The sequence below is a fragment of the Hydrophilobacter chitinilyticus genome, assembly GCF_049860745.1.
In the GTDB taxonomy this organism is placed as follows: Bacteria; Pseudomonadota; Gammaproteobacteria; order Burkholderiales; family Burkholderiaceae_C; genus Rhodoferax_B.
On record NZ_CP187561.1, the window covers coordinates 5,973,876 to 5,999,403 of the forward strand.

The following is a 25,528-nucleotide window of genomic DNA, read 5'->3' on the forward strand; positions in this document are numbered from 1 at the left end:
TTGCGTGGCGCCAGCCGTTTCTTCGAACCGCTTAAAAATTAAGCGATGACGCGAACCATTTCCAGCGTCTTGTTCGAGTAGCCCCATTCGTTGTCATACCAGCTCACCACCTTCACAAAGGTGCCGTCCAGTGCGATGCCGGCGTCGGCATCAAAAATGGAGGTGCGAGCGTCGCCACGGAAGTCGGTGGCCACCACCTTGTCTTCGGTGTAACCCAGCACGCCCTTCAGCGCGCCTTGGCTCTGGGCCTTCATTTCGGCACAGATTTCGGCGTAGCTGGCTTCGCTGTTCAGCTCCACCGTCAAGTCGATCACCGACACGTCGCTGGTCGGCACGCGGAAGCTCATGCCGGTGAGCTTCTTGTTCAGCTCAGGAATCACCACGCCCACGGCCTTGGCGGCGCCAGTGCTCGAAGGGATGATGTTTTCCAGAATGCCGCGGCCACCGCGCCAGTCTTTGTTGCTCGGGCCGTCCACGGTTTTTTGCGTGGCGGTGGTGGCGTGCACGGTGGTCATCAGGCCGCGCTTGATGCCCCACTTGTCGTTCAGCACCTTGGCCACAGGCGCCAGGCAGTTGGTGGTGCACGAAGCGTTGGAGATGATGCTTTGACCGGCGTAGGTCTTGTCGTTCACGCCAAAAACAAACATCGGAGTGTCGTCCTTGCTGGGCGCGGACATCACAACCTTCTTGGCACCAGCGTCGATGTGCTTTTGCGCGGTTTCCTTGGTCAGGAACAGGCCGGTCGATTCGACCACCACGTCGGCACCGACTTCGTTCCACTTCAGGTTGGCTGGGTCGCGCTCTTGCGTCAGGCGGATCTTCTTGCCGTTGACCACCAGGGCGCCGTTGTCGATCGACACTTCGCCTTCAAAGCGGCCGTGCACCGAGTCGTACTGCAGCATGTAGGCCAGGTAGTCGGGCTCGAGCAGGTCGTTGATGCCCACAATCTCGATGTCCTTGAAGTTCTGCACTGCTGCGCGGAACACCATACGGCCAATACGGCCGAAGCCGTTAATCCCAATCTTGATCGCCATTTTCTTTACTCCAAAGTTAAAAATCGACCGGCGGCGCCATGCTACTGCCGTAGAACGACGCGCTGAATGCTTACCTGTTACTTCGAATTACGCAGGGCTTGTTCGACGGTGTCGGCCACGTTTTCAGGCGTGAAGCCGAAGTGCTTGAACAGCACCGGTGCAGGCGCCGACTCACCGAAGGTGTCAATGCCGACCACGGCCGCACAGCCGTATTTCCACCAGCCGTCGCTGGAGCCCATTTCCACGGCCACGCGCGGCACACCAGCCGGCAGCACGCTGGACTTGTAGGCCACGGATTGGCGGTCAAACGTGGTGGTGCTGGGCATGGAGACCACACGCACGGCAATCTTGCGCTCGGCCAGCAGCTTTTGCGCGGCGATGGCCAGTTGCACTTCAGAACCGGTGGCGATGATCACCGCTTGCGCCTTCTTCTTCAGGCCTGCGTCAGCCGGTTCGGCCAGCACGTAAGCGCCCTTGTTGATAGCGTCCAGGCCCGATGCGTCGGGGGCCACAGCCGAGTCGCCCTTGGCGATGTAGGCGATGTTCTGGCGGCTAAGCAGCAGCGCGGTGGGGCGCTGGTTGTTTTGCAGGGCAACGGTCCAGGCCACTGCCGTTTCAGCCGTATCGGCTGGGCGCCAGACGTCCAGGTTGGGGATCAAACGCAGGCTGGCCGCGTGTTCGATCGACTGGTGGGTTGGGCCGTCTTCGCCCAGCCCGATGGAGTCGTGGGTGAACACGTGGATCACGCGGATCTTCATCAGCGCGGCCATACGAATGGCGTTGCGGCTGTAGTCGCTGAACGTCAGGAACGTGCCGCCGTAGGGAATGAAGCCGCCGTGCAGCGCCACGCCGTTCATGATGGCGGCCATGCCGAATTCGCGCACGCCGTAGTTGATGTGGCGACCGCCAACCAGGTTGCCGTTGGCATCAGCGGTTTGCACCACGTCGCCTTCGCGGTCGAAGCGCAGCGCAGGCGTGCTCTTGGTGTTGGTGAGGTTGGAGCCGGTCAAATCGGCCGAGCCACCCAGCAGTTCGGGCAATGCAGCGGTGAACGATTCGAGGGCCAGTTGCGATGCCTTGCGCGAGGCCACGGTCTCGGCCTTGGTGTGGGCCGCGACCACGGTGTCGACGGCGGTTTGCACAAAGTTCTTTGGCAGATCGCCCTTGATGCGGCGCAGCAGTTCTTTGGCCAGCTCGGGGTAGGCGGCCTTGTAAGCGGCAAACTTTTCGTCCCAGGCGGCTTCGGCGGACTTGCCAGCAGCGGTAGCGTCCCAGTCTTGCACCACTTCTGCGGGGATTTCGAAGGGCGCGTAAGGCCAGTCCAGCGCTTCACGCGTGAGCTTGATTTCTTCAGCGCCGAGTGCTTCGCCATGCGCCTTGGCCGTGCCAGCGCGGTTGGGCGAGCCCAGGCCGATGGTGGTCTTGCAGATGATCAGCGTGGGCTTGTCGGTAGAGGCCTTGGCTTGATCCAAAGCGGTGGACACGGCTTCGACGTCGTTGCCATCGATCGGGCCAATCACTTTCCAGCCGTAGGCGGTGAAGCGCAGCGCGGTGTTGTCCACAAACCATGGGGCCACTTGGCCGTCGATGGAAATGCCGTTGTCGTCGTACAGGGCGATCAGCTTGTTCAGCTTCCAGGCGCCAGCCAGGGCGGCGGCTTCGTGGCTGATGCCTTCCATCAGGCAACCGTCGCCCAGGAAAGCGTAGGTGTGGTGGTTCACCACGTCGTGCACCACTTCAGCGCCTTCAGGCATGGTGGCCACACGGTTGAATTCTTTGGCGAGCAGCTTTTCAGCCAGCGCAAAACCCACGGCATTGGTGATGCCTTGGCCCAGCGGGCCGGTGGTGGTTTCCACACCGGGGGTGATGCCGAACTCGGGGTGGCCAGCGGTCTTGCTGTGCAATTGGCGGAAGTTCTTCAACTCGGCCATGGGCAGCTTGTAACCGGTGAGGTTCAGCAACGAGTAGATTAGCATCGACGCGTGGCCGTTGGACAACACGAAGCGGTCACGGTCAGCCCAGTGCGGGTTCTTCGGGTTGTGCTTGAGGTGACGGCTCCACAAGGCGACGGCCATCTCAGCCATGCCCATGGGGGCGCCGGGGTGACCGGAATTGGCTTGTTGTACGGCGTCCATTGCGAGTGCGCGGATCGCATTCGCCATCATTCGAGTATTGGCCATCAGGGCTGCTCCGGGTGTGTGCGGGGGTCGGGAAAGCCCGCATTTTAGCGGCGCAGCCTCCGGCCCCGCGACCCGCGCGGTTTACGCACCTCACATGCTCTACAGTGGAGGCTTCATGCAAGGCCTCCATCTCACCGCCGACCTCTCCGATTGCCGCTGCGACCCCGCTTGGCTTACCGAGGCCGCCCGGCTCGGCGCCTACTGTCGCAGCGCTGTAGCCGACGTAGGCCTGCAAGCGGTGGGCGAGCTATTCCACACCTTTGCACCCACCGAGGCGGGCCCTGCCGGCGTGACCGCCACAATCCTCTTGGCCGAGTCGCACCTGTGCGTTCACACCTGGCCCGAACTTGGCGCTGTGACGCTCGACGTCTACGTGTGCAACTTCGGCGGCGACCATTCGGCCCGCGCCACGGCCTTGATGCAACGCATGCAAGACCTGTTCCAACCCGGCCACGTGCAAGCCCACCGGCTGCTGCGTGGCCAGCCCGTTTCTGTTTCTGAACCTTCATGACGCTCAAAGCCCTGATCCTGGCTGCCGGCCGTGGCGAACGTATGCGCCCGCTGACCGACAGCACACCCAAACCCCTGTTGCCCGTGCACGGCAAACCGCTGATCGAATGGCACCTGGAGGCGCTGGCGCGCGCCGGTGTGCGCGACGTCGTCATCAACACCGCCTGGCTGGAAGAGCAAATTCCCGCCACGCTGGGGAACGGCGCACGCTGGGGCCTGGACATCCACTACTCGATGGAAGGCCGCGACCACGGGGGCGCGCTGGAAACAGCCGGCGGCATCGCCAAGGCGCTGCCCCTGCTGGGCGACAACTTTTGGCTGGTGTCGGGCGACATCTACGCGCCGCAATTTCGCTTTGACCCGCTGGCTGCAGCAGCCTTCGAAGACAGCGACCGGCTCGCCCATTTGTGGCTGGTGCCGAACCCGCCCTACCACCCCAAAGGCGACTTCGGCATCGGTGCCGACGGCCTGGGCCTGGCCGATGGCCCCGGCCCGGACGGTGTGCGCTGGACTTACAGCAACCTCGCGCTGGTGCGTAGCGCTCTGTGCGAAGCCGTGCCCGTGGGGAAGAAAGTCCCCCTCGGCCCGTTGCTTTTTGAAGGCATGCGCCAGCGCAAAATCGGTGTGGAGGCTTATAAAGGAGCTTGGCACAACGTTGGCACGCCCGAACAACTCGACCATCTGAACAGCCTCACACCCACCTGATCACCATGACCACCGACCTCAAGAACATCTACGCCGATCGCCGCGCCAAACTCGCCGCCCAACTCGGCGCTGACGGCATCGCCATCATCCCCACCGCGCCCGAGCAACAGCGCAACCGCGACAGCGATTTCCTGTTCCGCCACGACAGTTATTTCTACTACCTCACCGGCTTCACCGAGCCCAATGCCTGGCTGGTGCTGACGAGCGAGGGTGAGGCCACGCTGTTCTGCGCGCCCAAAGACCTGGAGCGCGAAATCTGGGACGGCTACCGCCTTGGCCCCGACGCCGCCCCTGCAGCGCTGGCCGTGCAAGCCGCCCACTCGGTGGCCGACCTCGACACCCAGCTCCCACGCATGCTGGAAAACCGCAACACCGTGTGGACGCCATTCGCCACGCACAAGGGACTGGAAGCGCGCATCGACAACTGGCTGAGCCGCGTGCGTGCCCGCGTGCGCTACGGTGCCCTGTGCCCCGAAACCCAGCGCGACCTGTGCGGCGTGTTGGACGAAATGCGCCTGGTGAAAGACGCGCACGAACAAGACATCATGCGCCGCGCCTCCACCATCAGCGCCGGTGCCCACGTGCGCGCCATGCAGCTGTCGGCCCGCATGCTGCGCGCCGGTGAAGACGTGCGCGAATACCACCTCGACGCCGAGTTGCTGCACGAGTTCCGCCGCCACGGTTCGCAATACCCGGCCTACGGCTCCATCGTCGCCGCCGGTGCCAACGCCTGCGTACTGCACTACCGCGCCGACGCCGCCCCCGTGCGCAATGGCGAACTGGTGTTGATCGACGCCGGCTGTGAGTTGGACGGCTACGCCAGCGACATCACCCGCACCTTCCCCGCCAACGGCAAGTTCACCGGCCCGCAACGCGCGCTATACGACCTGGTGCTCGCCAGCCAAGACGCTGCGGTGGCCGCCACCCGCGCCGGCGCCCGCTTCAACGACCCGCACGACGCCACCGTCAAAGTGCTGGCGCAAGGCATGCTCGACGTCGGCCTGCTCGACAAAAACAAACACGGCACCGCCGATGACGTGATCGCCAGCCGCGCCTACTTCGCCTACTACATGCACCGCACCGGCCACTGGCTCGGCATGGACGTGCACGACTGCGGCAGCTACGTCGAGCCCACCGAAGTCGGCAAAACCAGCGAACGCAAAGACCCGCTGAGTGGGGAGACCATCACCAACCGCCCCAGCCGCATCCTGCACCCCGGCATGGTGCTGACCATCGAGCCCGGCCTGTATGTGCGCCCCAGCGCAGATGCGCCCGAGCAGTTCCACAACATCGGCATTCGGATCGAGGATGACGCGATCGTGACTGCAACCGGCTGTGAACTGATCACGCGCGGCGTGCCGGTGAAGGCGGATGAGATTGAGGCGTTGATGCGGGGGTGAGCGCGGTCGTTGTTTCTAGCTACGAGTACTCATTTGGATGCTTTAGTTTTACAAACTTTGGAGTCTCGCGAGAGAAGAGACTAAAGACCTAGTGCTGCTTTTTTTGATTGAGAGGCTAAAAACACTCCAGTATTTGGACTACCAATTACCTTCAAGGATAGAACTCTGATGACCACCAGCGGGCTCGCATTTATCGTCTCCCACATCTCGGTCTCTGGCGGTTTGCCAGTAGAAATCATCGATCAACACACATTCCGTGCAGCGACTGATCCAGAGATTGAGCAGATAAAGCGTGTCCTAGAAATGTCTGTGCCACGTGACACCAACACTTGGGTACCATACGAAAAAGTGGTCAAGACGGAGTATCAAACCGACGGTAGCCGTGCTTCCCACTTTGAAGAACTCCCACGAGATCAATGGAAGTACTGGGTGATCGCGTTCAACGGCCCAAACAGCTTGCTTCATGAAATAGAACTGGTCGCACAGATTCTTCCGTTCAGCTTCGATATCGGGTTCGTACTGTTCTATGGACTCCCAAATCAGCAAGGAGAATTTCTCGCGAGGCAGACCATGCCGTTTCACATAATCGAGCGACACGGGAGGTTCGAGCAATTTCGGGAAAATGCATCGATCGCAACACGCGATCAGATAGCCTGCCTTGGCATGTGGTTTGATATGTACCGGCAACTGCCCGAGGACTTTTCGTTTGTACGAGCAGCGCTCAATAATTTTGGAGAGCTACGTCGAATACCTTCGACGTCCGATCTGGCTGTGGTGGGCCTATTTTCTATTATCGAATCCTTAATTACGCATGCACCACGTCTAACAGAGACTCTTGACTCGATAAATCATCAAATTACTAGCAAGATCATTTTGCTTCGCAAACGTTATTCGCGAGCAGTTACCCCAGACAGCTACTTCGCGCATGCGTCGGAAGAAAATATCTGGAAGAAGCTCTATAGCTACCGCAGTTCAGTTGCTCATGGATCGCCAGTTTCGGTAGAAAAATCCGAGTTTCAAGTGCTCAAAAACAGGCAAGCCGTGATCAACTTCTTGCAAGACAACGTCAAAGAACTGCTGCATCTGGGTTTAAAAGAGCCTGAGTTTTTGTTTGACCTTCGGCGTTGCTGAAGCATTGTCACTCGCACCACGACACAAACCAGTGAGGTCAGACGTCTCGAAGCGATAACCCCGAACCTTGGACCACTATTGGCCGAATTGATCCTGTGCCAGCCAGGGGTTTATTTCGACTGCAGGAAGTTCTCTCTAGCCACAACAGAATCAGCGCGTTGTCATCTACATTGTTCAGCTTGCGGCTTCTCGATAACGACACGTATTTGGAGCTTTCTAAGGTGTGTTAGACACCGAAGTAGCTCAAGCCAACAATTTAAGTACCTCTTTCGCCACCGCCACCGAACTCGCCGGGTTCTGCCCCGTCACCAGGTTGCCATCGACCACCGCATAGGGCTGCCAATCAGCCACCTTACTGTAGTTGCCCCCCAGACGCTTGAGTTCGTCTTCCACCAGGAACGGCACCACCTTCGTCAGTTGTACGGCCTCCTCTTCGCCGTTGGTGAAGCCGGTGACGTTTTTGCCGGCCACCAAGGGCTGGCCGTCTTGGCGGCGCGGGCGGCGCAGTACGCCGGGGCCGTGGCAGACGGCTGCAACGGGTTTGCCGGCGGTGTACATCGCTTCGATCAACGCGATGGAGGCGGGGTCTTCGGCCAGGTCCCACAGGGGGCCGTGGCCGCCGACGTAGAACACGGCGTTATATTCCGCCGGTTGAATGGTTTGCAGCTTCACCGTATTGCCCAAGGCGGCTTGCGCGGCGCTGTCTTTGCGGAAGCGGGCTGTGTCTTCGGTTTGGCTGGAGGGCTCGTCGCTCTTGGGGTCTAGCGGCGGTTGGCCGCCCAGCGGCGAAGCCAGGCTGACTTTGGCGCCTGCGTCCAGAAACGCGTAGTAGGGGGCGGCAAACTCTTCAAGCCAGAAACCGGTTTTCTTGCCGGTGTCGCCCAACTGGTCGTGGGAGGTAAGGATCATCAACACGTGCATGGCGTATCTCCTGGATGGACTAGCTGCATGCACCGCGCCAGGATGACGCAATGCACGCAGCTTGGCCGCACAGTATGAACCCGCCAAGCCGCATTGGCAGCGGGTTTAACGCGGCTTACTTCGCTTTGAGGAAATCGCCTACTTCCAGCAAAATCAGCTCGTTGTCATCCGCCTTGTTCGGCTCGCGGCTGCTGGAGAACGGCAGGTTGTTGTCGTTGCCCACCACGATGTGCGTGGCGTCGACCACGTCGACGTTTTCAATCGTGAAGAATGGGAACTGCAACACACCGTTCGTCAGTGGCTTGCGTGCCAGTTTTTGCGGGTCGGCAATGTTCAGCAGGTCGATGTAGCCGATCTTGCGCACCGGGCCGCCCACATTGGCTTCGGTCATTTCGATCTTGTAGACGCGCTTGAACTTGGGCAGGTCGTGGAAGCAGTCGGTGCGCTTTTCGCCGGCGGGGCAGGCCTTGTCGGGCGTGCCTTCGCCGTTGTCGCGCTCGATGATCAGGCCGGTGGTGTCGTCGATCATGTTGAAGTCGCCGATGGCGTTGCCGTTGGCTTCCAGCGGGTACATCCACGAGCGGCCGCTCCACTTGCCGGCCTTCACGTCGAACTCGAGTACGCGCAGGGCTTCCGTGCCATTCACACGCTCGTAGTCCTTGGCATCGGCCTTCCAAACGGGGCCTTCCAGCAGGGCGTAGAGTTTGCTGCCGTCTTTCGACGCGGCCATGCCTTCAAAACCCTTGGAGCGTTTGATTTCAAACTTCACCTCGCCGCCGGGCACGCCGGGCGTGGTCACGGCGGGATGGTCGGGCGAGCGCACCACTTTGCCGTCCACCAGGGTTTCATACACGGCCAGCACGCGGCCCTTCAAGTCGGCCTTGATCAGGTAGGGGCCAAACTCGTCGCCGATCCATAGTGCGCCGTCGGCGAACTGGAAGCTTTCGGTGTCGAAATCAGAGCCGGTGAGGTAACGCTCTTTCGTGCCTTCGTGGACGATGCGGAACGGCACCTTCTTGTCGGGGTCGTGCAGGAAGATGGTGTTCAAACGGTGAAAGGCGCCGCTCTTGAAGTCAACCTTGTAGTGGTTCAGGTAGAGCATGAAGTCGGGCGAGTTGGCTTTGGAGCCGGCGCCGTTGTCGGTCAGGATCCAGAAGCTGCCGTCGGGCATCTTCTTGATGCCGGAGTGGCCTTGCAAAGGCTGGCCGTCAAACGGCACGCCCACACCCGTGGGGCGGCCGGCCGACAGGCCCATCACCGCGCCGAGTTTTTCTTCGCGCGCACCATTGGTGAACTTGCCGCTGTGCTTGAGGTCTTCTGGCGCATCCTTGGGCGCAGGCACATACGACTGCGCGGGCAACACGGCGTGGCCAGCCAGCGTGGCGGGAAAAACAGTCTGGGCCTGGGCGATACCAGCGGCCAGCACAGCACCAGCCAACAACGCCAAACGGAAAGGCATGGCAAAACGACGGGAAGTCACAAACATGGATGGGTTTCCTGAAATGAAATGAACCGAATGCATAGCAACGGAAGACTGCGCCAGCTTCTGGCGCGAGACAGATCGGCGGCGCCCAGCATCGTGACGGCTACGCATGACAACGCCGTGACGAGATGCGCGTTATGGATACAACGTTTGTGACAACAGACATAATCAACGCCACGCGCAGACCGCCTGCGCAGGCTCTTCCACCTTGCCTCCTGCCGCGCAGATGCCCGCCCACTTCATTTCTACCGACTACAACCTCTGGGTTGTCGCGCTTTCCTTTGCCATCGCCACGTTCGCCTCGTTCGTGGCACTGGACATGGCGCAACGCGTGCGCACGCCCGACAAATCCATGGCACGTGGCTGGTGGATTGCAGGCTCGCTGGCCATGGGCACCGGCATCTGGTCGATGCACTTCATTGGCATGCTGGCCATCTCATTGCCGTTTGTGGTGGGCTTTGGCTATGTGATCACGGGCTTGTCATGGTTGGCAGCGGTGCTGGTGTCGGCCATTGCACTGCACACCGCCAGCCGCGCCCGCTTGACCCCGCTGCGCCTGGCGGTCGGTGCGTTCACCATGGGCGCAGGCATTTGCATCATGCATTACAGCGGCATGCTGGCGATGGACATGGCGCCGGGCATCCACTGGTCGGCCGCGTGGATGGCGGTGTCGGTCGCCATTGCCGTGGTGGCCTCAGCGGCGGCGCTGGTGATCTTCTTTGGGCTGCGCAAACTGCACGGCCAAGCGGCACGCTGGGGGCAGTTTGCGGCAGCGCTGGTGATGGGCGCGGCGATCTGCGGCATGCACTACTCAGGCATGGCGGCAGCCAACTTTGCGCAAGGTTCGGTCTGCCTCAGCGCCGACCAGTTGCGCGGCGACAGCCTGGGTGTGCTGGTGACCATGGCCACGTTGGTGCTGCTGGGCCTGACCATGTTCACGTCGGCGCTGGACGCGCGCATGCAGGCGCGCGCCAACGACCTCGCCAAGTCGTTGCAAACCGCCAACTCCGAGCTGCAGCAGTTGGCGTTTCGGGATGCGCTCACCGGTCTGCCCAACCGTTTGTTGTTCGACGACCGCGTCAACGTGGCGGTAGAGCGCAGTTCGCGCGACGGCTCGCGGCTGGCGGTGCTGTTTGTCGATCTGGACGGCTTCAAACCGGTCAATGATTCATTTGGCCACCGCTTCGGCGATGAGGTGCTGTGTGAAATGGCGCGCCGCCTGGCCGCACAGGCCCGCGCCACCGACACCGTGGCGCGCGTGGGTGGTGATGAATTTGTGCTGCTGCTCGAAGGCAACCCCGACACCACGGCCGCCGCACAGATCGCCCAGCGCATTCTGGACGCCATCACCCAGCCGATGGTGGGCAGTGCACACGAAGTGCGGCTGTCGTGCTCCATCGGCATTGCAATGTTCCCGTCTGATGGGCCACGCGACCAGTTGTTGGCCCATGCCGATGCGGCCATGTATTCCGCCAAGCGCGGCGGTGGCACCAGCTATGCCTTCTTCGAGCTGCACATGAACGCCGGTGTGCGCGAGCAGATCGAACTGCAGCGTGACCTGCGCTTGGCCTTGGACCGCGGCGAGCTGGAGTTGCACTACCAACCCAAGGTCAGTTCCGCGCGCAACGTGATCACCGGTGTGGAAGCCCTGGCCCGCTGGAACCACCCCACGCGCGGCATGGTGGGCCCGATGGTGTTCATTCCCGTGGCCGAGCGTTTTGGCCTGATCATCGCGCTGGGCAACTGGGTGATCGACGAAGCCTGCCGCCAGGTGGCGCAGTGGCGCGATGAAGGTCTGCGCATCCGTGTGGCGATCAACCTGTCGGTATACCAATTGCGGCAGGACGATCTGGTGATGCATGTCGAGAAGACCCTGCGCAAGCACCAGTTGGATCCCACGCAGTTGATCTTCGAAGTGACCGAATCGGTGGCCATGGAAGACACCGAAGGTACGCTACGCACCTTCGAGCGGCTGGGCGAGATTGGCGTCAAACTGTCGATCGACGACTTTGGCACCGGCTACTCCAGCCTGTCGTACTTGCGGCAGTTGCAGGTGAGCCAATTGAAGATTGACCAGTCGTTTGTGCGCGACCTGGAGCACAGCGCCGACGCGCGCGCCATCGTGCAGGCGGTGGTGGGCCTGGCCCACGCGTTGAACCTGAGCGTGGTGGCCGAGGGCGTGGAAACGGCCGCGCAGCGCGACGTGTTGACCGCCTTCAAGTGCGACGAATTACAGGGCTATCTGTACGCCAAACCCATGAGCGCTGAAAGCATGAGGCAATGGGCACGCGACCTCAACCCGCCAGCCAACGTGCAGTTCGGCAATTCGACCTTCATGAATCTGTAGCAGCAGCCTTGGCCTTCAAACGGCGCTGCCCGCGCGGTGCCCCCAGGTGAAGGCTTCTTCGAAAACCGAATACGCTGACAGGTCGCTGTGCGCGAACTGCAGCCGCTCCCACGGCGCAGGTTGCGCTTGACGCAAAGCCGCAAGCGCTGCGCTGCTGCGCAAGCCGGGCACGGGTGTGGCCATGGCGTGGCCGTAACGCATGATGTCCATGCGTGTGGCCTTGGCAGCCAGGTCAGGGTGCGGCACGGCCAGCTCCGCCAGGATGGCATTGCGCCAGGTGGTCCACGGCTGCTCCAACAGTGCGCGGCGGCGGTTGGGGTCTAGGCCCAATGCACGGTAGCAGGTGAGCACAGTTGGTCCGGCCACGCTGCGCAGGCTTTGGTGCATGGCGTCGACATAGCCCAGGCTTTCGCTGCCGGGTTGAGCGTCATAGACCACGTTGTCCCAACTGGGCGCGGCGCCGGGCCGGTCATCCAGCGCAGCGCCCACATGCACGTTCGCCACCAGCCAGGGGGCATAGCGCATTTGTGCAGCGGCCTCGACCAACGCTGGTGGCGGGTTTTGCAGCACACGCGCGGCGATGAACAACGGTAGCGCCACGATGCAGCGCTCGGCCTGCCAGCGCTGCATGCGCTGGGCGGCGACATCCAATACGTCGACCTCCACATGGTGCTTTTCAACGGCGATGCGCGTGACCACCTGGCCGGTGATGACGCGCGCGCCCAACGGTGCCGCCAGGTGTTGGCTGAGCCAGCCGTTGCCTTCGGGCCAGGTGAGCACGCCATTGGTTTCAGTGTCGTCTACCGCTTCGCCACCGGTGAGTGCGCGAAAGCCGTGGCGGCTGGCGAAGTAATGCAGGCCGGCCCAGGCGGAGACGCTGGCGGTGCCGGCGCCGTAGTCGTCGCGGCAGCAGTAGTCGAGGTACCAGCGCAGGTGTTCGTCGGTCAGTTGGTGCTCAACCAGCCACGCTTCAAATGTCATAGCATCTTGCGCTTGCTGTTCGGGCGTGAGCGGCCGGTTCGTCATGGGCATGGCGAAAGCGGCGGTGTGCACGGCAGCAGCCACCAGCATGGCAAACTTTTCGTACTGCACCAGAGTCTCGGGGCCCACGCCGTGCAGCGGCAGCAGGCCGTCTTGCCATTCGCCGTGGAAGAACAAACGCTCTTGCGGGCTATGGCACAGGTGGCGTTCGTCGTACACCCAGCGCCCCGCCACGCGTTGGCGCAGGCCTAGTTCTTCCAGCAGGTTTTGCACGTCCGGCGCGGCAGGGCCGGGCACGGGCAAGTAGTGCGCGCCAAGTGGGCAGGCAATGCCACCGACCTGGCCACCCCGACTGTTGCCGCCGGCGCGGTCTTCCAGTTCCAATAGCGCAAAGTCTTCGATGCCGCGCAGCCGCAAGGCACGCGCGGCAGCCAACCCAGCAACACCGCCGCCGACGATCAACACCCGGGTGCGTTGCACCGTGGTGCCCGCAGAAGGTGATGCGGACGTGTGGTTGCGCAGCGCATCGCGCAAGGCGTGGCCGCGCACCATCGCTTGGCCGATAAAGCCGCCGTCGATTTCAGCGGAGCGTTGGCAACCCGCCAAACCTGCAGCAGTGACAGCCGATGCAGCGGAAGCCGCAGCCAGAAAACCACGCCGACCTAGCAAGGGCGCACGAGAAGACAACGTTAGTCAGCCCAGCGGCTGCGGATTTCCAGCAACTGCGGCAGCAGGGCGGCAAACAGTGGCGTCAAGGTGGGGTCGAAGTGTTTGCCACTTTGCTCCACGATGTAGGCCATGGCGGCCTCGGGCGCCCAGGGCTCTTTGTAGGGGCGGCGCGTGGTCAGGGCGTCAAACACATCGGCGATGGCGATGATGCGCGACTCCAGCGGAATGGCCTCGCCGGCCAAGCCTTGCGGGTAACCATTGCCGTCCCATTTTTCGTGGTGTGTGTGGGCGATGGTGCTGGCCATGCGCAGCAAGCCGGTGGGGTTGTCCAGTCCCAGAATTTCAGCGCCGATGCGGGGATGTTGGCGCATCACATCCCACTCGTCCGCATCCAGCGGGCCGGGCTTGCGCAGCACCGCATCGGGAATGCCGATCTTGCCAATGTCGTGCATGGGCGCGGCGATCAGCAACTCTTCCGCCCAGGCCGGCGACGCCCCCGCAGCCAGCGCCAGCAGCTTGGCGTAGTGGCTCATGCGGATCACGTGCATGCCGGTCTCATTGTCTTTGTACTCAGCCGCTCGCCCCAGGCGCTGCACGATTTGCAGGCGCGACTCACGCAGCTCGTCCACACGCACCAACGACAAGTGGGTGCGCACGCGTGCACGCACCACGGCCGCGCTGATGGGCTTGGTGATGTAGTCCACACCGCCCGCGTCAAAACCCTCGGCCTCGTCCTGGCTGTCGGACAAGGCAGTCACGAAGATCACCGGAATAGCCGCCGTCACCGGGTCAGCCTTCAAGGCGCGGCACACCGCATAACCGTTGGTCTGCGGCATCATGATGTCGAGCAGGATGAGGTCGGGGCGTTGCTCTTTGGCAAGCTGCAGGGCGCGCGCACCGTCTGTGGCAAACAGCAACCGGTAGTCGGCACCCAGTACTTGGCGCAGCACCTGCAGGTTGGTGGGTTCGTCGTCCACCAGAAGCAAGCGCTGGCGCTCGTCTGGAAGCGTGCTCATGTCGTCAATTCCTTGCGGTCTGCAGACCAATGGGCGCGTAGCTGCACGAGCAGTTGTTGCGCCTGGTCAAAGTTAAAAGTGTCGAGCGCTTCGCGCAAGGGCTCCAGGCAGAGGGCAGGCAAGTGGGTTTCCAGCGCTTGCAGCGAGGTGTCCACCAATTCACCACGCGTCAATGCCTGGGCCATGTCGTCCATCGCCCGCAGCACGTCGACGCGCTGGGCATCGGTCAGCACCACGGTGGCCTCGGCCTCCGCCGTCACAGCGGGTGCCACCGCAGGCGATTGTGCGGGGTCTATGCTTTGCTGCACGGCGAGCAGCAGTTCAGGCAAGTCGAAGATCTGGTCTTGCATGGCCGGCACATCCACCGCCGCCGCTGCGGCTTCCAATTTTTCAGCACAGTCTTGCAGCGGCCCCAACGCCAGGTTGCCGGCCACGCCGCGTACGCGGTGCGCCACTGCGCGCAGGCGTTGCCAATCGCGCTTGTCGTGTAGCGACTGCAATTGCTCGGGCAGGCTCACGTGTTCGCGCATGAAGCGTTCAATGGCTTCGCGCAGCAGCGACTCCTGCGCCCACAGACGCACGCCGCGGTTCCAGTCGATGGGCGGCACGGGCTTCTTGCTGGCCGCCTTGTTGCTGGTGATCGACGCCAAGGTGGCGGGGCGGGTCTCGGGGTCGTCAATCGCTTTGGTGCGGATGCCTAGCACCCGCGCCATCTCCAGCTGCAGGCGCCCCGGCTCCAGCGGCTTGCTGGCGAAGCCGTCCATGCCGGCAGCCAGCGCGTTGCGCCGGTCTTGCTCCATCACGCTGGCCGACAACGCGATGATGGGCACACGCTTCAAGCCGTGGGTTTGCTCATAGGCGCGGATACGGCGCGTGGCCTCCAGGCCATCGACCTCGGGCATTTGCAAGTCCATCAGCACGATGTCGAACTTCTCTGCCATGAAGGCTTCCACCGCCAGCGCGCCGTCTTCCGCCAGCGTGACGGTGTGGTGGCCGCGCGCCAGGTGGATTTGCAGCAGCTCCAGGTTGTGCGGCACGTCGTCCACCGCCAGCACGTGCAGGTTGGGCAGGTAGGTGCGTGCGGTGGGGCTTTGGTTCACCTTGGCGATTTCTTGCGCCAGCGGCATGGCCAGGCGCACGCGGAAGGTGCTGCCCTGGCCGACCACGCTGGTGGCTTCAATCGAGCCGCCCATCAACTCGGCCAACTGGCGCGAGATGGTGGTGCCCAGGCCGGTGCCGCCGTATTGCCGCGTGGTCGACACATCAGCCTGCGCAAACGGGTCGAAGATGCGTTCCAGGCTCGCAGCTTCAATGCCGATGCCGGTGTCGATGACTTCCAGCACCGTCACGGCTTCGACATAACCGACGCGCAACGTCACGCTACCGCTCTGCGTGAACTTGATGGCGTTGCCCAGCAGGTTCAGCAAAATTTGCTGCACACGCATGGCGTCGGAGCGGAACGCGCCAGGCACATCTGCAGGGTAGTCGACGACCAGCTCCAGGCCCTTCTTGGCGGCGGTGATGCGCAGCGAAGATTGGATCTGGTCGCACAGTTCGCGCAGCGAGAAGTCGTCAATCTCCAGCTCTACAGCGCCCTTCTCCAGCTTGGCGGTGTCGAGAATGTCGTTCAGCAAGCGCAGCATGGAGCGCGAGGCGTAGTGCACCGTGCCCAGGTGGCGGCGTTGTGTGGGGTCAAGCTGCGTGTCGAGCAGCGCCTCGGTGAAGCCGATGATGGCGTTCATCGGCGTGCGGATTTCGTGGCTCATGTTGGCCAGGAAGGTGCCGCGTGCGGCGGCGGCCGATTCAGCGCGCTCTTTGGCGCCGCGCAGCTCGACTTCCATGGCGCGGCGTTGGCTCAGGTCGGTGGCGAACTTCACCACCTTGAAGGGTTTGCCTTCGGCGTCGAAGATCGGGTTGTAGGTGGCCTGAATCCACACTTCGCGCCCGCCTTTGCCCAGGCGCAAATACTCGTCGGCCAAGAACTGGCCACGCGACAGGCGATCCCAGAAGGCGCGGTAGGCGGCGTGTTGCACGTACTCGGGTGTACAGAACAAGCTGTGGTGCTGGCCCTGGATTTCGGCCAGGGTGTAGCCCATCAAGTCCAAGTAGTTTTGGTTGGCGGTGAGCACACGGCCTTGAAGGTCGAACTCGATCACCGACAGCGCGCGGCTGATGGCATTGACCGTGCCCTCAAACTCGGCATTGCGCGCTTTGGCGGCGGTGTTGTCGATCATCACCCCGTCGATCCACTGCGGCTTGCCGGCCGCGTCGCTCTCGCCGCCCCGGCCGCTTTCGGTGATCCAGCGCATTTGCCCACTGCGGTGGAACAGGCGGTACTCGACGTTGTAAGGCTCACCCAGTGCCAGTGCGTCGGAGATCACCTGCGTGACGCGCTCGACGTCGTCTGCATGCATCAACTGCGCACAGTAAATGCGGTTCTCCAGGAAGTCTTCGGGCGTCCAGCCGGTCAACGCGCTCACGGAGTCGCTGATGAACAGCATCGACCACATGCGGTCGTTGCGGCAACGGAAGGTCACACCAGGAATGTTGCTGATGAGCGAGCGGAACTGCTCTTCGTTGCGGCGCAAGGTTTGCTCCATGTCGCGGCGCACCGAAATGTCGGTCAGGAAGCCCACCAACAATTGCTGGCCCGGAATGTCGACCTTGCCCACGGCCATGCGCACGGGCACCGTGCGGCCGTCTTTGTGCTGGGCTTCGGTGTCTCGGCCCTGGCGAAAACGTTCGTCGTCACCACTCGCCAAAAAGTATTGCAGCGCCTCGTTGCGGATTGCCTTGGCGGCGGGCGGCATGATGGTGGTGATGTCTTTGCCAATGATTTCATCGGCGCGCCAGCCCAACATACGCTCGGCTGCGCCGTTGAAGCTTTGGATCTTGCCGCGTGCGTCGGCCATGATGATGCCGTCCACCGCTGTGTCCACCAGCGCGCGCAGCCGCGACTCGCCCATGTGCAGTTGCAGGTAAAGCTGGCGGTAACGCAGCATGCTGTTGATGGCGATGACCAGGATCGACACGGCAATCGTCACCAGCGTGATGGGCAACGCCAACGCGCTGCCGTGCGAAGCTGTGCTGACCTCTACAGGGCCCACAAAACGCAGTGCGGCCATACCGGTGTAGTGCATGCCCGCAATCGCCAACCCCATCACCACGCCGGAGATGGAAGACACCACCCAGCGCCGCAGGTTGAACAGCGCCTGCAGTTTGGAGCGCACCGCCAGCGCCACCACCGCCAGCACCACGGCCACCACGATGGAGGCCAGAAACCACCACGGGTCGTAGCGCATCACATCCATCAGCGACGACGCGGCCATGCCCAGGTAGTGCATGGTGCCAATGCCCGCGCCCACCAACACACCGCCGATGATGAGTTGGCGGCGGCCTATTGAGGGCTGCGTCAGCAGCCGCAACGCGACCAAAGAAGCGAGCACGCTGGGCGCCATGGAGACCGCAGTGATCAGCGGATCGAACGTGCCGTGGGCGCAGACTTGATAGGCCAGCATGCCGACAAAGTGCATGGCCCAGATGCCGCTGCCCAGCGCCAGCGCGCCGGTGGTCCAAGCGGTAAGACGGGTGGCAGCGGTTTGTGCGATTTGCGCCACCGAGGCCATGTGCAAGGCCATGGTCGATGCCGCAATCGCCAACACCACCGAGAGGGCGACCAGAGCGGCGTCGTGCTGCACCCATAAGAGGGTGTCTTGCGGCAGACCCATGACGAAAAATTGCTCTAGCATAAAAATTGGAGGTTTTGACCGGACAACGTATTTTCAGGTTTTTGCTGAAATTTAGTGTCAATTTGTAATTGTTTCTTTCGCCTACGAACCTCAATTTGTCACGTTTCCCCACTCCCGTTCGTAGGTGTTGACCAAAACCTGGTTGGATAACCGATTGACTTCGGCTGGCACGCGTGCCATGTCCAAGGGAAAAGAAAACAATAGCGGCAGGTTATCGGGCGCCAGAAACTTCAGGCCCGTGGGCCACGCAGACGCCCCAATACCCGTCTTGCCCGTTGCGCTTGGCACCCTCCACGGCCGGTGGCTGGCCACCACAAAACCCCATTCGCCAAAGCTCGGCACATGCGCGTGGTACGGCGTGGCCGTCAGGCCCACCGACTCAATGGTTTGCACCACCGTCCAGAAACTTTGCCGCGCCACCAAGGGCGAGGTGGTTTGCACCACGGCGTAGCCGCTAGCGGCCAGGTGGGCATCCAGCAGCGCGTAAAAGCTGTTGGTGTAGAGCTTGCCGATGGAGAAGTTGGTGGGGTCGGGAAAGTCGACCACGATCACGTCAAACATCTCCGGTGTGTTTTGCAGCCACTGGAATGCGTCGGCGTTGACCACGTGCACTTTCGGGTTGTGCAGGGAGTCGGCGTTGAGGCGCTTGAGCATGGGGTTGTCGTGGAACAGGCTCGTCATCGCCGGGTCTAGTTCCACCAGCGTGACCGATTCAACCGACGGGTATTTCAAGATCTCGCGCACCGCCATGCCGTCGCCACCGCCCAGCACGGCCACACGTTTGGGCGCGCCGTGCGCCAGCATCACCGGATGCACCAAGGCCTCGTGGTAACGGTATTCGTCACGCTCGGCAAACTGCAGGTTGCCATTCAAGAACAAGCGCACCCCGCCGTGGCCGTTGGTCACCACGATGCGTTGGTAGGGCGATGCGGAGCTGAGCACAATGCGGTCGTGGTAGAACTTGTCTTCAGCAAAGCGCGTGATGTGCTCTGCGCCCAGCAGGCCCGCCAGCAGCGCGGCCAGCACCAAAACACAGGCCGTGGCGTGCGCTTTGAACTGGCGCAGCTCGTGCCGAAACAGCCACAGCGCCCACACCGCCACGGCGCCATTCATCAAGCCAAACAACAGCCCGGTGCGGATCAAACCAAGCTGCGGCACCAGCAGCAACGGAAACGCCAGCGACACTGCCAACGCGCCCAGGTAGTCGAATGTCAGCACCTGCGACACCAGGTCTTTGAAGACCACGTTGCGCTTCAAGATGCGCATGACCAGCGGAATCTCCAAGCCCACCAGCGTGCCCACCAACAGCACCATCCCGTAGAGCAGCACACGGAAGGTGCCGGGCGCGTAGGCATTGGCCACAAACAAAATGGCGGGCAACGCGCCGCCCACCAGCGCCACGAGCAGCTCAATGCGCAGGAAGTGCGCGGGCAACTGCCGCTCAAAGTAGCGCGACAACCACGAGCCTATGCCCATGGCGAACAGGTAGGCGCCAATCACCGTGCTGAACTGCAGCACCGAGTCGCCCAGCAGGTACGACGCCAGCGCGCCAGCCGACAGTTCGTACAACAAGCCACACGCCGCAATCACAAACACGCTGGCCAGCAGCGCCACGTCGATAGGGCGTGCGCCCACCGCCGCTTCAGACGTGGGTGTGGGCATGGGTGTAGAGACCGGAGGCAACGTGCTGCTCATGCGAAGAACATCAACTCAGTGAATGGCCGCCGCCACGATGATGCTGATGCCCAGGCACATCGCGGCCACCACCAGCGCCAGCGCGCGGTTTTGCTTTTCCACAATTTCCACCCACAGGTCGTAGGGTGTGATCTTGTCGATGATGATGAAACACAGCCAGAACACCAGCACGCCAATCAAGGCGAACAAGATCGAGCCAAAAACTGCGGCGGGCCGCAACCATTCGAGTTCCATGAGGTGCTCCTTAGAAACTATTTAAACAACTGAATAAACGACTGAAAAATATCTACTTGTGGCCGCCGCCGGATGAATACCCGCCAGACGAACCGCCCGAGCTGCGGTAGTAGGTGCTGCCAGATGACCCACTGCAACTGTTCATCAACACCAGCACGATCAACAAGATCACCAGAATGAGGATGATGGTGCCGCAGCCAATGCCTTTGCGCACGCCACCGCCCAAGTCGATGTTCAGCGGCGCGGCATCCCGCCGGCGCGCGGCCTCAGCTTTGCCTTGCAGCTTGAAGGCTTCGACCACCTTGTCGCTGTTGATTTTGTTGCCCACGCTCCAGGTGATTTCGCGCGGGCTTTGCTCCATCGACAGCAAAGCATTACCGTTGCCAAAGTCGCGGTTATAGGTCTTCTGGCCGCGCACCACGGGCCAGTAAAACTCGCCGGCCACGTAGGTGGTTTCGGCGTTGTACTGGTATTGCAGGCTGTAGCTTTTTCCCAGGTAACGCGCCACCCTTTCGCCCGCCTCCAGCTTGGGCGCACCGGTGGCCGGGCGCACCAAACTCCAACCGTCTTCCGAGTCCACCAGAAACGCAAAGCCGCGCTGCAGGTTGTAGAGCAAATACTCTTCCCAGCCAAACAACTCGTCGTCGCCCGGCTCGGCGCCCATGCGGTGCTGAAAACCCACCACCTGCCAGGCCACACCTTCAAGCGTGCCTTTGCTGCCCAGCGGAATGAGCAATTGCACCGGCTCGTCTTGCTCGGCGTGGAACAACTCGCCGCCCACGCCTTGGGTCAAATCGATGAGGCTGTTGCAGGCGCGGCAGGTCAGGCTTTTGGTGCTGCTGAGTTTGACCTCGACCGGTGCGCCGCAATTCGGGCAGTTGAATTGGCGGCCTGTTTCTTCTTTGGTGGACGTGTCTTTCAGCCCCGTCAGCGCCAGCTCTTCCAGCGCCACCGAGCGGCCGGATTCGAGCCGCGGCGGGTTGGCGCCGTAGTCGATGCTCAGCACCTCGCCGTCTTCCGAGCGCAGCTCCACCACCGTGAACGGCTGGCCCAAAGGCGGCAGTTTGGGCAACTCGCCTTCGGCCGAAACCAAACGCGCCGTGACGTTGCTGGCCACGCTGTACGACTTGCCGCCAAACGAGGTGGTCATGCCCACGCGCAGGTGGTCGGCGGCTGGCACTTCCCGCCCTGGCTCGCGCGGGCGGCTGAACACGTAGGCGCCGTTGTCTTCGCTCAGCGAGGCGGTGGTGCCGTCTTCAAAGATGGCAATCCACTCGGCCCACGGGCCACTGTCGCCCTGGTACTGCAGGCGGCCAATGAGCGTGAAGGCCTGGTTGCGTTCCTGGAAAAGAATGCGCCCGCTGGCCATGAGCTGCAGCGGGCTGTGGTCGTCAAACAGCTCGGCCATCTTGCCCACACGCTGCAGCACCTCGCCACTGCGTACCACCGTGCTGTGGCAATAGGCGCAGACCGCGTGGGTTGACTGGGCGCTGCGAAATTCCACCGGCGCGCCACAACCGGGGCAGGGCGCGCGGTAGCTGCGTTGGGAAGATTCGCCGGCCATTATTTCTTTAAGCTTTTTTGGCCTTTTAGGCTTGAACTAGCTGCGATGGCAGCTATTAATTTTGAATGTTAAACCAGCTTCTTCAAAAGCTCGGCCTTCTTCGCATCAAACTCTTCTTGCGTGAGGATGCCCTTGGTTTTCAACTCGCCCAGCTTCTCCAGCGTGGCCATCACTTCGTCTGGTCGCACACCAACAGATGCTGCAGCGGCCGACGCGGCGGCAGCAGGTGCCGCCTGCAAACCAGCCTGCAGGTTTTGCGCAAGCACTTGGCCCAAGGCCACACCCGCGCCCAGGCCCATGGCGTCGCCCGCCACACCGCCGCCGCCACCCGCGCCTTCGGCAAACTTCGGAATGGCCTGCGCGGTTTGGTACTGCATGAACTTGCCCATGTCGTTGCCCACCATGCCCATGCCGATCTTCTGGTCGAGAATCTTTTGCAGCTCTTCGGGCAGCGACACGCTCTGCACCGTCAACCCTTCCAGCTTCAGGCCGATCTTGGCGAACTCGGGCAGCAGTTGCTGCGTAAGCGCCTGCGCAAACATGATCAGGTTGGCCGCGAGGTCGAGGAACGGAATGCCGCTGGCGGCGATGGCGTTGCTGATGTTTTGCAGCACCAGGCCACGCAGTTGGCCGTCCAGGTCTTCCACTGTGTATTGGTCACGCGTGCCTGAGATTTCGGTGTGGAAGAGTTTGGGGTCGGCCACACGGAAATTGAAGTTGCCGAAGGCGCGCAGGCGCACGGCACCAAAGTCTTTGTCGCGGATGGTGATGGGTTGCGGCGTGCCCCACTTCTGGTCCACCTGTTGGCGTGTGCTGAAGAAGTAGACGTCGCTCTTGAACGGGGACTCAAAAAGCTTGTCCCAGTTCTTCAGGTAGGTGAGCACCGGCAGCGTCTGCGTGGACAGCTTGTACATGCCGGGGCCAAACACGTCCGCCACTTTGCCTTCGTTGACGAAGACGGCCATCTGCGATTCGCGCACCGTGAGCGAGGCGCCGTTCTGGATCTCCATCTCGGCCATGGGGAAGCGCCAGGCCAAGGTGCCGTCGTCACTCTCGGTCCACTGGATGATGTCGATGAACTGCTTGCGAATGAAATCCATCAAAGCCATGGTGTGTCTCCTCAGGTGGGCAAAGGTCGGGGCATGATACCTGCGCACTAAGTCTCTATGAGCCCTTTAGACAAAAGCAATTGGCCCTCTCAATTGAGAACCAATATCATTAACCCACTTCGATAGAAAACACCAATCAACGTTTCACCACCGCCTTTCAGGAGCCCACCATGCGCCAATTTGCCATCGCCAACCTGCCCACTCTGAAGAAGACCGCCAGCTACTACGTGGTGCACGTGTTCGTGGCCTCGCTGGTGGCTTACGCGGTGACCGGGAACTTCTGGGTGGCCATCACGCTAAGCCTGTTAGAACCAACAGTGCAGGCGTTTGCGTTCTTCTTCCACGAGAAGGCCTGGCAACGTTGGGGCGGCAAACGCGCGGCTGCGGCGCAGAGCACCGCACTGGCCACAGCCACCTGATACCCCCCAGCGCGCAACAAAAAGGCGACCACTGGGGTCGCCTTGTTTTTGAGTGCCGACTAACTTAAAGATCGAGCACCAAGGTCGCGCTCTTGCATCCCGACACACACACCATCATCGCCTTGTTGGCGGCCTTTTCCTTCGGGCTCAACACCGAGTCGCGGTGGTCGGGTTCGCCGGCCAGCACCTTGGTTTCGCAGGTGCCGCAAATGCCTTCACTGCAGCTGTAGGGCACGTCGATGCCTTCGTCGAGCAACGTGGCCAAGAGGGGCTTCTCGGGGGTGATGGTGAAGCTGCGGTTGCTGCGCTTGAGTTCGACCACATAGGTGCTGCGGGCCTCGCTGGAGGCCGCCACTTCCACAGCCGCAAAGCGTTCGATGTGTGCCTGCGTGTGGCCCAGCTTGGCGCACACCGATTCAAAAGCGTCCAGCATCACGGCCGGGCCGCAAGCGTAGTAATGCGTGTTGGCATCGGGGCCACGGCTGGCGAGCAGCACGTTCAAGTCGGGCGGCGCGCCCTTTTCGTCGTTGAAGTGGAACAGCAGCGGCGCGCCCAACGCTTCCAGCTCGGCCACAAAGGCCGCATTAGCCCGTGAGCGGGCGAAGTACAGCACTTCGAACGGACGGCCCAATTGCTTCAGGCGGCGCGCCATGCTCAAGATCGGCGTGACCCCAATACCACCGGCCACCAGCACCGAGTGTGTGGCGTCTTCGTGCAGCTTGAAGTTGTTGCGCGGCGCCGAGATCGGCAGCGTCATGCCCACACGCAGGTCCTGGTGCACGCTGCGCGAACCACCACGGCTGGCCGCGTCTTTCAACACGCCAATCACGTACCGACCTTCTTCGCCCGGCTGGTTCAGCAGCGAGTAGTTGCGCACCATGCCGTTGGGCAAGTGCAGGTCGATGTGTGAACCGGCCTCGAAGGTCGGAAACACAACGCCTGGCGCTGGGCGCAGTTCGATGCTGATGATGTCGGTAGCTTCAAAGCGCAGCGTGTGCACAAAAGCGTTGAGGGTGGTCGTGGACATGGTGGGGAAACTCTATCGGTATCTATACATGGCATCGGCGAACAGCGTCGCCGATGCTGCGTCTCATGGAGTTACGAGTTCGCCGCTTCCAGTTGTTCGTCGGCCAGCCGGCGCAGGTGACGGCGCAGGCGCACGAGGCCGATGTCGTGCTGGTAGAGATGCTCGCGCGTGTTGGCGTCTGGCTCCATTTGTTCGAGCATAACCCGATCTTGCTCCAATACCGCCCAGTGGCGCGCTTCCAGCCGGTTGCGGTACAAGAAGCGCCAGGTGTCGCGCTGCCAGCCGGAGACCTTGCGGCAGCGCCAGAAGAACACCGCCACCAGGTTGGGGCTGATGGGCGTGGCGCAGCCCACGATGCCGAAGTTACCGCCAGGGCCGCCGGTCTTGGGGTACGGAATTTCCAAACGCATCCAGTGCAATCCGGTGCTGGCCCATTCGGTCCAGTCGAAGTTCACGCCGCGCTGGCCAACCTTCTCGAACACAAAACCAATGTCGGTTTCGCGGATCTGGAACGTGGCGGTGTTGTCGCCTTCGGCCATGGAGTGCGACTGCTTGTGCAGGAAGGTGCCATGCATCGGGTCCATCACGTTGTCGAGTGCGTAGCGGTAGTCGCCCTTCCACTCAGCGTAGCAGAGGAAGTTGGAGTACTCGGCCGACGACAGCTCTTCGGGCAGCGTCATGGGTGGTGGTGTTTCCACGTTGGTGTCGCTGTTGTAGAGGAACACGGTGCCGTGTTGCTCTTGCACGTGGAACGACAGCGCGGCGCGCGAGCCTTCGAGCTTGCAGCCGGGGCTGCCGGGCACCTTGGTGACGGTGCCGTCGCAGCGCACTTCCACGCCGTGGTACGGGCAGGCCAGGCGGTCGCCCAGCACCACGCCTTGCGACAACGGCGCGCCGCGGTGTGGACAGTGGTCTTCCAGCGCATGCAGCGTACCGCTGGCATCGCGCCAGAGCGCAATCTTCTTGCCCAGGCGGCGCAGCGAGATCGCCCGTTCACCGATGAATTCGGATGGGCAAATGGGATACCAGAGGTTCTTCAAACCGACGGTGAGCAAGGCATCAACCGGGTCGGCGTGGATTGGAATGGTGGCGTTCATAGGAATCTCTCGAATCGATTGAAGTTACTTGCTCAGGCGGGCCATCAGGTCTTGATAGCTTTGCTCCGTCCAGGGTTCGCCGTTTTCGGCAGACGGACCGGTGCGGTTGAGGCAAGCCACCAGCTCAGGCAAGGTGTGCGCCCCTTGGGCAAATGCGCGCTCGATGGCGTCGCCCAACAGATCTTCAAAGGTGGTGGGCGCACGGCGGCGCGCCTGGTGGGGTTCGAGGTAACGGTCAGTAGGGGCGTTAGACATGG

General features: G+C 62.1%; 20 protein-coding genes. 6 read left to right on the forward strand and 14 right to left on the reverse strand.

Going from position 1 to position 25,528, the window contains the following annotated elements; translation table 11 throughout:
- Positions 1-38 precede the first annotated feature (38 nt).
- Both gap and tkt read right to left on the reverse strand, forming a co-directional pair.
- Positions 39-1,034 (reverse strand): type I glyceraldehyde-3-phosphate dehydrogenase, encoded by a 996-nt coding sequence (gene gap, locus ACPWMG_RS26760; protein ID WP_483302504.1) that lies wholly within the window; start codon positions 1,032-1,034, stop codon positions 39-41.
- Between the two features lie 77 nt (positions 1,035-1,111).
- On the reverse strand, positions 1,112-3,214 hold the full coding sequence (gene tkt / locus ACPWMG_RS26765) for a transketolase (protein ID WP_483302505.1): 2,103 nt from the start codon (positions 3,212-3,214) through the stop codon (positions 1,112-1,114).
- Positions 3,215-3,329: 115 nt separating this feature from the next.
- Between tkt and ACPWMG_RS26770 the strand changes: the two genes are divergently transcribed.
- The 4 genes from ACPWMG_RS26770 (at position 3,330) to ACPWMG_RS26785 (ending at position 6,960) form a co-directional block, all read left to right on the forward strand.
- On the forward strand, positions 3,330-3,725 hold the full coding sequence (locus ACPWMG_RS26770; protein WP_483302506.1) for an S-adenosylmethionine decarboxylase family protein: 396 nt from the start codon (positions 3,330-3,332) through the stop codon (positions 3,723-3,725).
- Positions 3,722-4,429 carry an N-acetylmuramate alpha-1-phosphate uridylyltransferase MurU gene (gene murU / locus ACPWMG_RS26775; protein ID WP_483302507.1) on the forward strand — a complete coding sequence of 236 codons (708 nt, stop codon included), beginning with the start codon at positions 3,722-3,724 and terminating at the stop codon, positions 4,427-4,429. Before ACPWMG_RS26770 ends, murU begins: the two co-directional genes overlap by 4 nt.
- 5 nt (positions 4,430-4,434) lie before the next feature.
- Positions 4,435-5,829 carry an aminopeptidase P N-terminal domain-containing protein gene (locus ACPWMG_RS26780; RefSeq protein ID WP_483302508.1) on the forward strand — a complete coding sequence of 465 codons (1,395 nt, stop codon included), beginning with the start codon at positions 4,435-4,437 and terminating at the stop codon, positions 5,827-5,829.
- A gap of 168 nt (positions 5,830-5,997) precedes the next feature.
- Positions 5,998-6,960, forward strand: coding sequence for a hypothetical protein (locus ACPWMG_RS26785; RefSeq protein WP_483302509.1), 963 nt, complete (start codon positions 5,998-6,000; stop codon positions 6,958-6,960).
- 243 nt (positions 6,961-7,203) lie between these two features.
- On the opposite strand, the gene ACPWMG_RS26790 is transcribed toward ACPWMG_RS26785, so the two are convergent.
- Both ACPWMG_RS26790 and ACPWMG_RS26795 read right to left on the reverse strand, forming a co-directional pair.
- The gene (locus ACPWMG_RS26790; RefSeq protein ID WP_483302510.1) at positions 7,204-7,881 is read right to left on the reverse strand and encodes a type 1 glutamine amidotransferase domain-containing protein; all 678 of its coding nucleotides are present in this window, start codon (positions 7,879-7,881) and stop codon (positions 7,204-7,206) included.
- A gap of 115 nt (positions 7,882-7,996) precedes the next feature.
- Complete coding sequence (locus ACPWMG_RS26795) at positions 7,997-9,367, reverse strand: esterase-like activity of phytase family protein (RefSeq protein ID WP_483302511.1); 1,371 nt, start codon at positions 9,365-9,367, stop codon at positions 7,997-7,999.
- Positions 9,368-9,590: 223 nt separating this feature from the next.
- Between ACPWMG_RS26795 and ACPWMG_RS26800 the strand changes: the two genes are divergently transcribed.
- Positions 9,591-11,711 (forward strand): putative bifunctional diguanylate cyclase/phosphodiesterase, encoded by a 2,121-nt coding sequence (locus ACPWMG_RS26800; protein ID WP_483305354.1) that lies wholly within the window; start codon positions 9,591-9,593, stop codon positions 11,709-11,711.
- Positions 11,712-11,726: 15 nt separating this feature from the next.
- Here the strand turns inward: ACPWMG_RS26800 and ACPWMG_RS26805 are convergent, their stop codons facing one another.
- The 7 genes from ACPWMG_RS26805 to ACPWMG_RS26835 form a co-directional block, all read right to left on the reverse strand.
- Positions 11,727-13,379, reverse strand: coding sequence for an FAD-dependent oxidoreductase (locus tag ACPWMG_RS26805; protein WP_483302512.1), 1,653 nt, complete (start codon positions 13,377-13,379; stop codon positions 11,727-11,729).
- A 2-nt stretch (positions 13,380-13,381) separates the two neighbouring features.
- Complete coding sequence (locus ACPWMG_RS26810; RefSeq protein ID WP_483302513.1) at positions 13,382-14,377, reverse strand: response regulator; 996 nt, start codon at positions 14,375-14,377, stop codon at positions 13,382-13,384.
- Positions 14,374-18,126, reverse strand: a complete 3,753-nt coding sequence (locus tag ACPWMG_RS26815; RefSeq protein WP_483302514.1) for a PAS domain S-box protein — start codon at positions 18,124-18,126, stop codon at positions 14,374-14,376. The genes ACPWMG_RS26810 and ACPWMG_RS26815 overlap by 4 nt, the downstream gene beginning before the upstream one ends.
- A gap of 90 nt (positions 18,127-18,216) precedes the next feature.
- Complete coding sequence (locus ACPWMG_RS26820) at positions 18,217-19,788, reverse strand: polyamine aminopropyltransferase (protein WP_483302515.1); 1,572 nt, start codon at positions 19,786-19,788, stop codon at positions 18,217-18,219.
- A 48-nt stretch (positions 19,789-19,836) separates the two neighbouring features.
- Positions 19,837-20,055, reverse strand: coding sequence for a DUF350 domain-containing protein (locus ACPWMG_RS26825; protein WP_483302516.1), 219 nt, complete (start codon positions 20,053-20,055; stop codon positions 19,837-19,839).
- A gap of 52 nt (positions 20,056-20,107) precedes the next feature.
- Positions 20,108-21,619 carry a DUF4178 domain-containing protein gene (locus tag ACPWMG_RS26830; RefSeq protein ID WP_483302517.1) on the reverse strand — a complete coding sequence of 504 codons (1,512 nt, stop codon included), beginning with the start codon at positions 21,617-21,619 and terminating at the stop codon, positions 20,108-20,110.
- Between the two features lie 68 nt (positions 21,620-21,687).
- Entirely contained in the window at positions 21,688-22,728 is a 1,041-nt protein-coding gene (locus ACPWMG_RS26835; RefSeq protein WP_483302518.1) for an SPFH domain-containing protein, read from the reverse strand.
- Positions 22,729-22,898: 170 nt separating this feature from the next.
- On the opposite strand from ACPWMG_RS26835, the gene ACPWMG_RS26840 reads away from it, so the two are divergent.
- Positions 22,899-23,147 (forward strand): DUF2061 domain-containing protein, encoded by a 249-nt coding sequence (locus ACPWMG_RS26840; protein ID WP_483302519.1) that lies wholly within the window; start codon positions 22,899-22,901, stop codon positions 23,145-23,147.
- 64 nt (positions 23,148-23,211) lie between these two features.
- Here ACPWMG_RS26840 and ACPWMG_RS26845 read toward each other — a convergent pair whose 3' ends face one another.
- The 3 genes from ACPWMG_RS26845 to ACPWMG_RS26855 all read right to left on the reverse strand — a co-directional run bounded on the left by ACPWMG_RS26845 (position 23,212) and on the right by ACPWMG_RS26855 (position 25,526).
- Positions 23,212-24,174: a PDR/VanB family oxidoreductase gene (locus ACPWMG_RS26845; protein ID WP_483302520.1), complete on the reverse strand. Its 963-nt coding sequence runs from the start codon at positions 24,172-24,174 to the stop codon at positions 23,212-23,214.
- Between the two features lie 71 nt (positions 24,175-24,245).
- Positions 24,246-25,271 carry a Rieske 2Fe-2S domain-containing protein gene (locus tag ACPWMG_RS26850; protein WP_483302521.1) on the reverse strand — a complete coding sequence of 342 codons (1,026 nt, stop codon included), beginning with the start codon at positions 25,269-25,271 and terminating at the stop codon, positions 24,246-24,248.
- A 24-nt stretch (positions 25,272-25,295) separates the two neighbouring features.
- Entirely contained in the window at positions 25,296-25,526 is a 231-nt protein-coding gene (locus ACPWMG_RS26855) for a recombinase-like helix-turn-helix domain-containing protein (RefSeq protein ID WP_483302522.1), read from the reverse strand.
- Positions 25,527-25,528 lie beyond the last annotated feature (2 nt).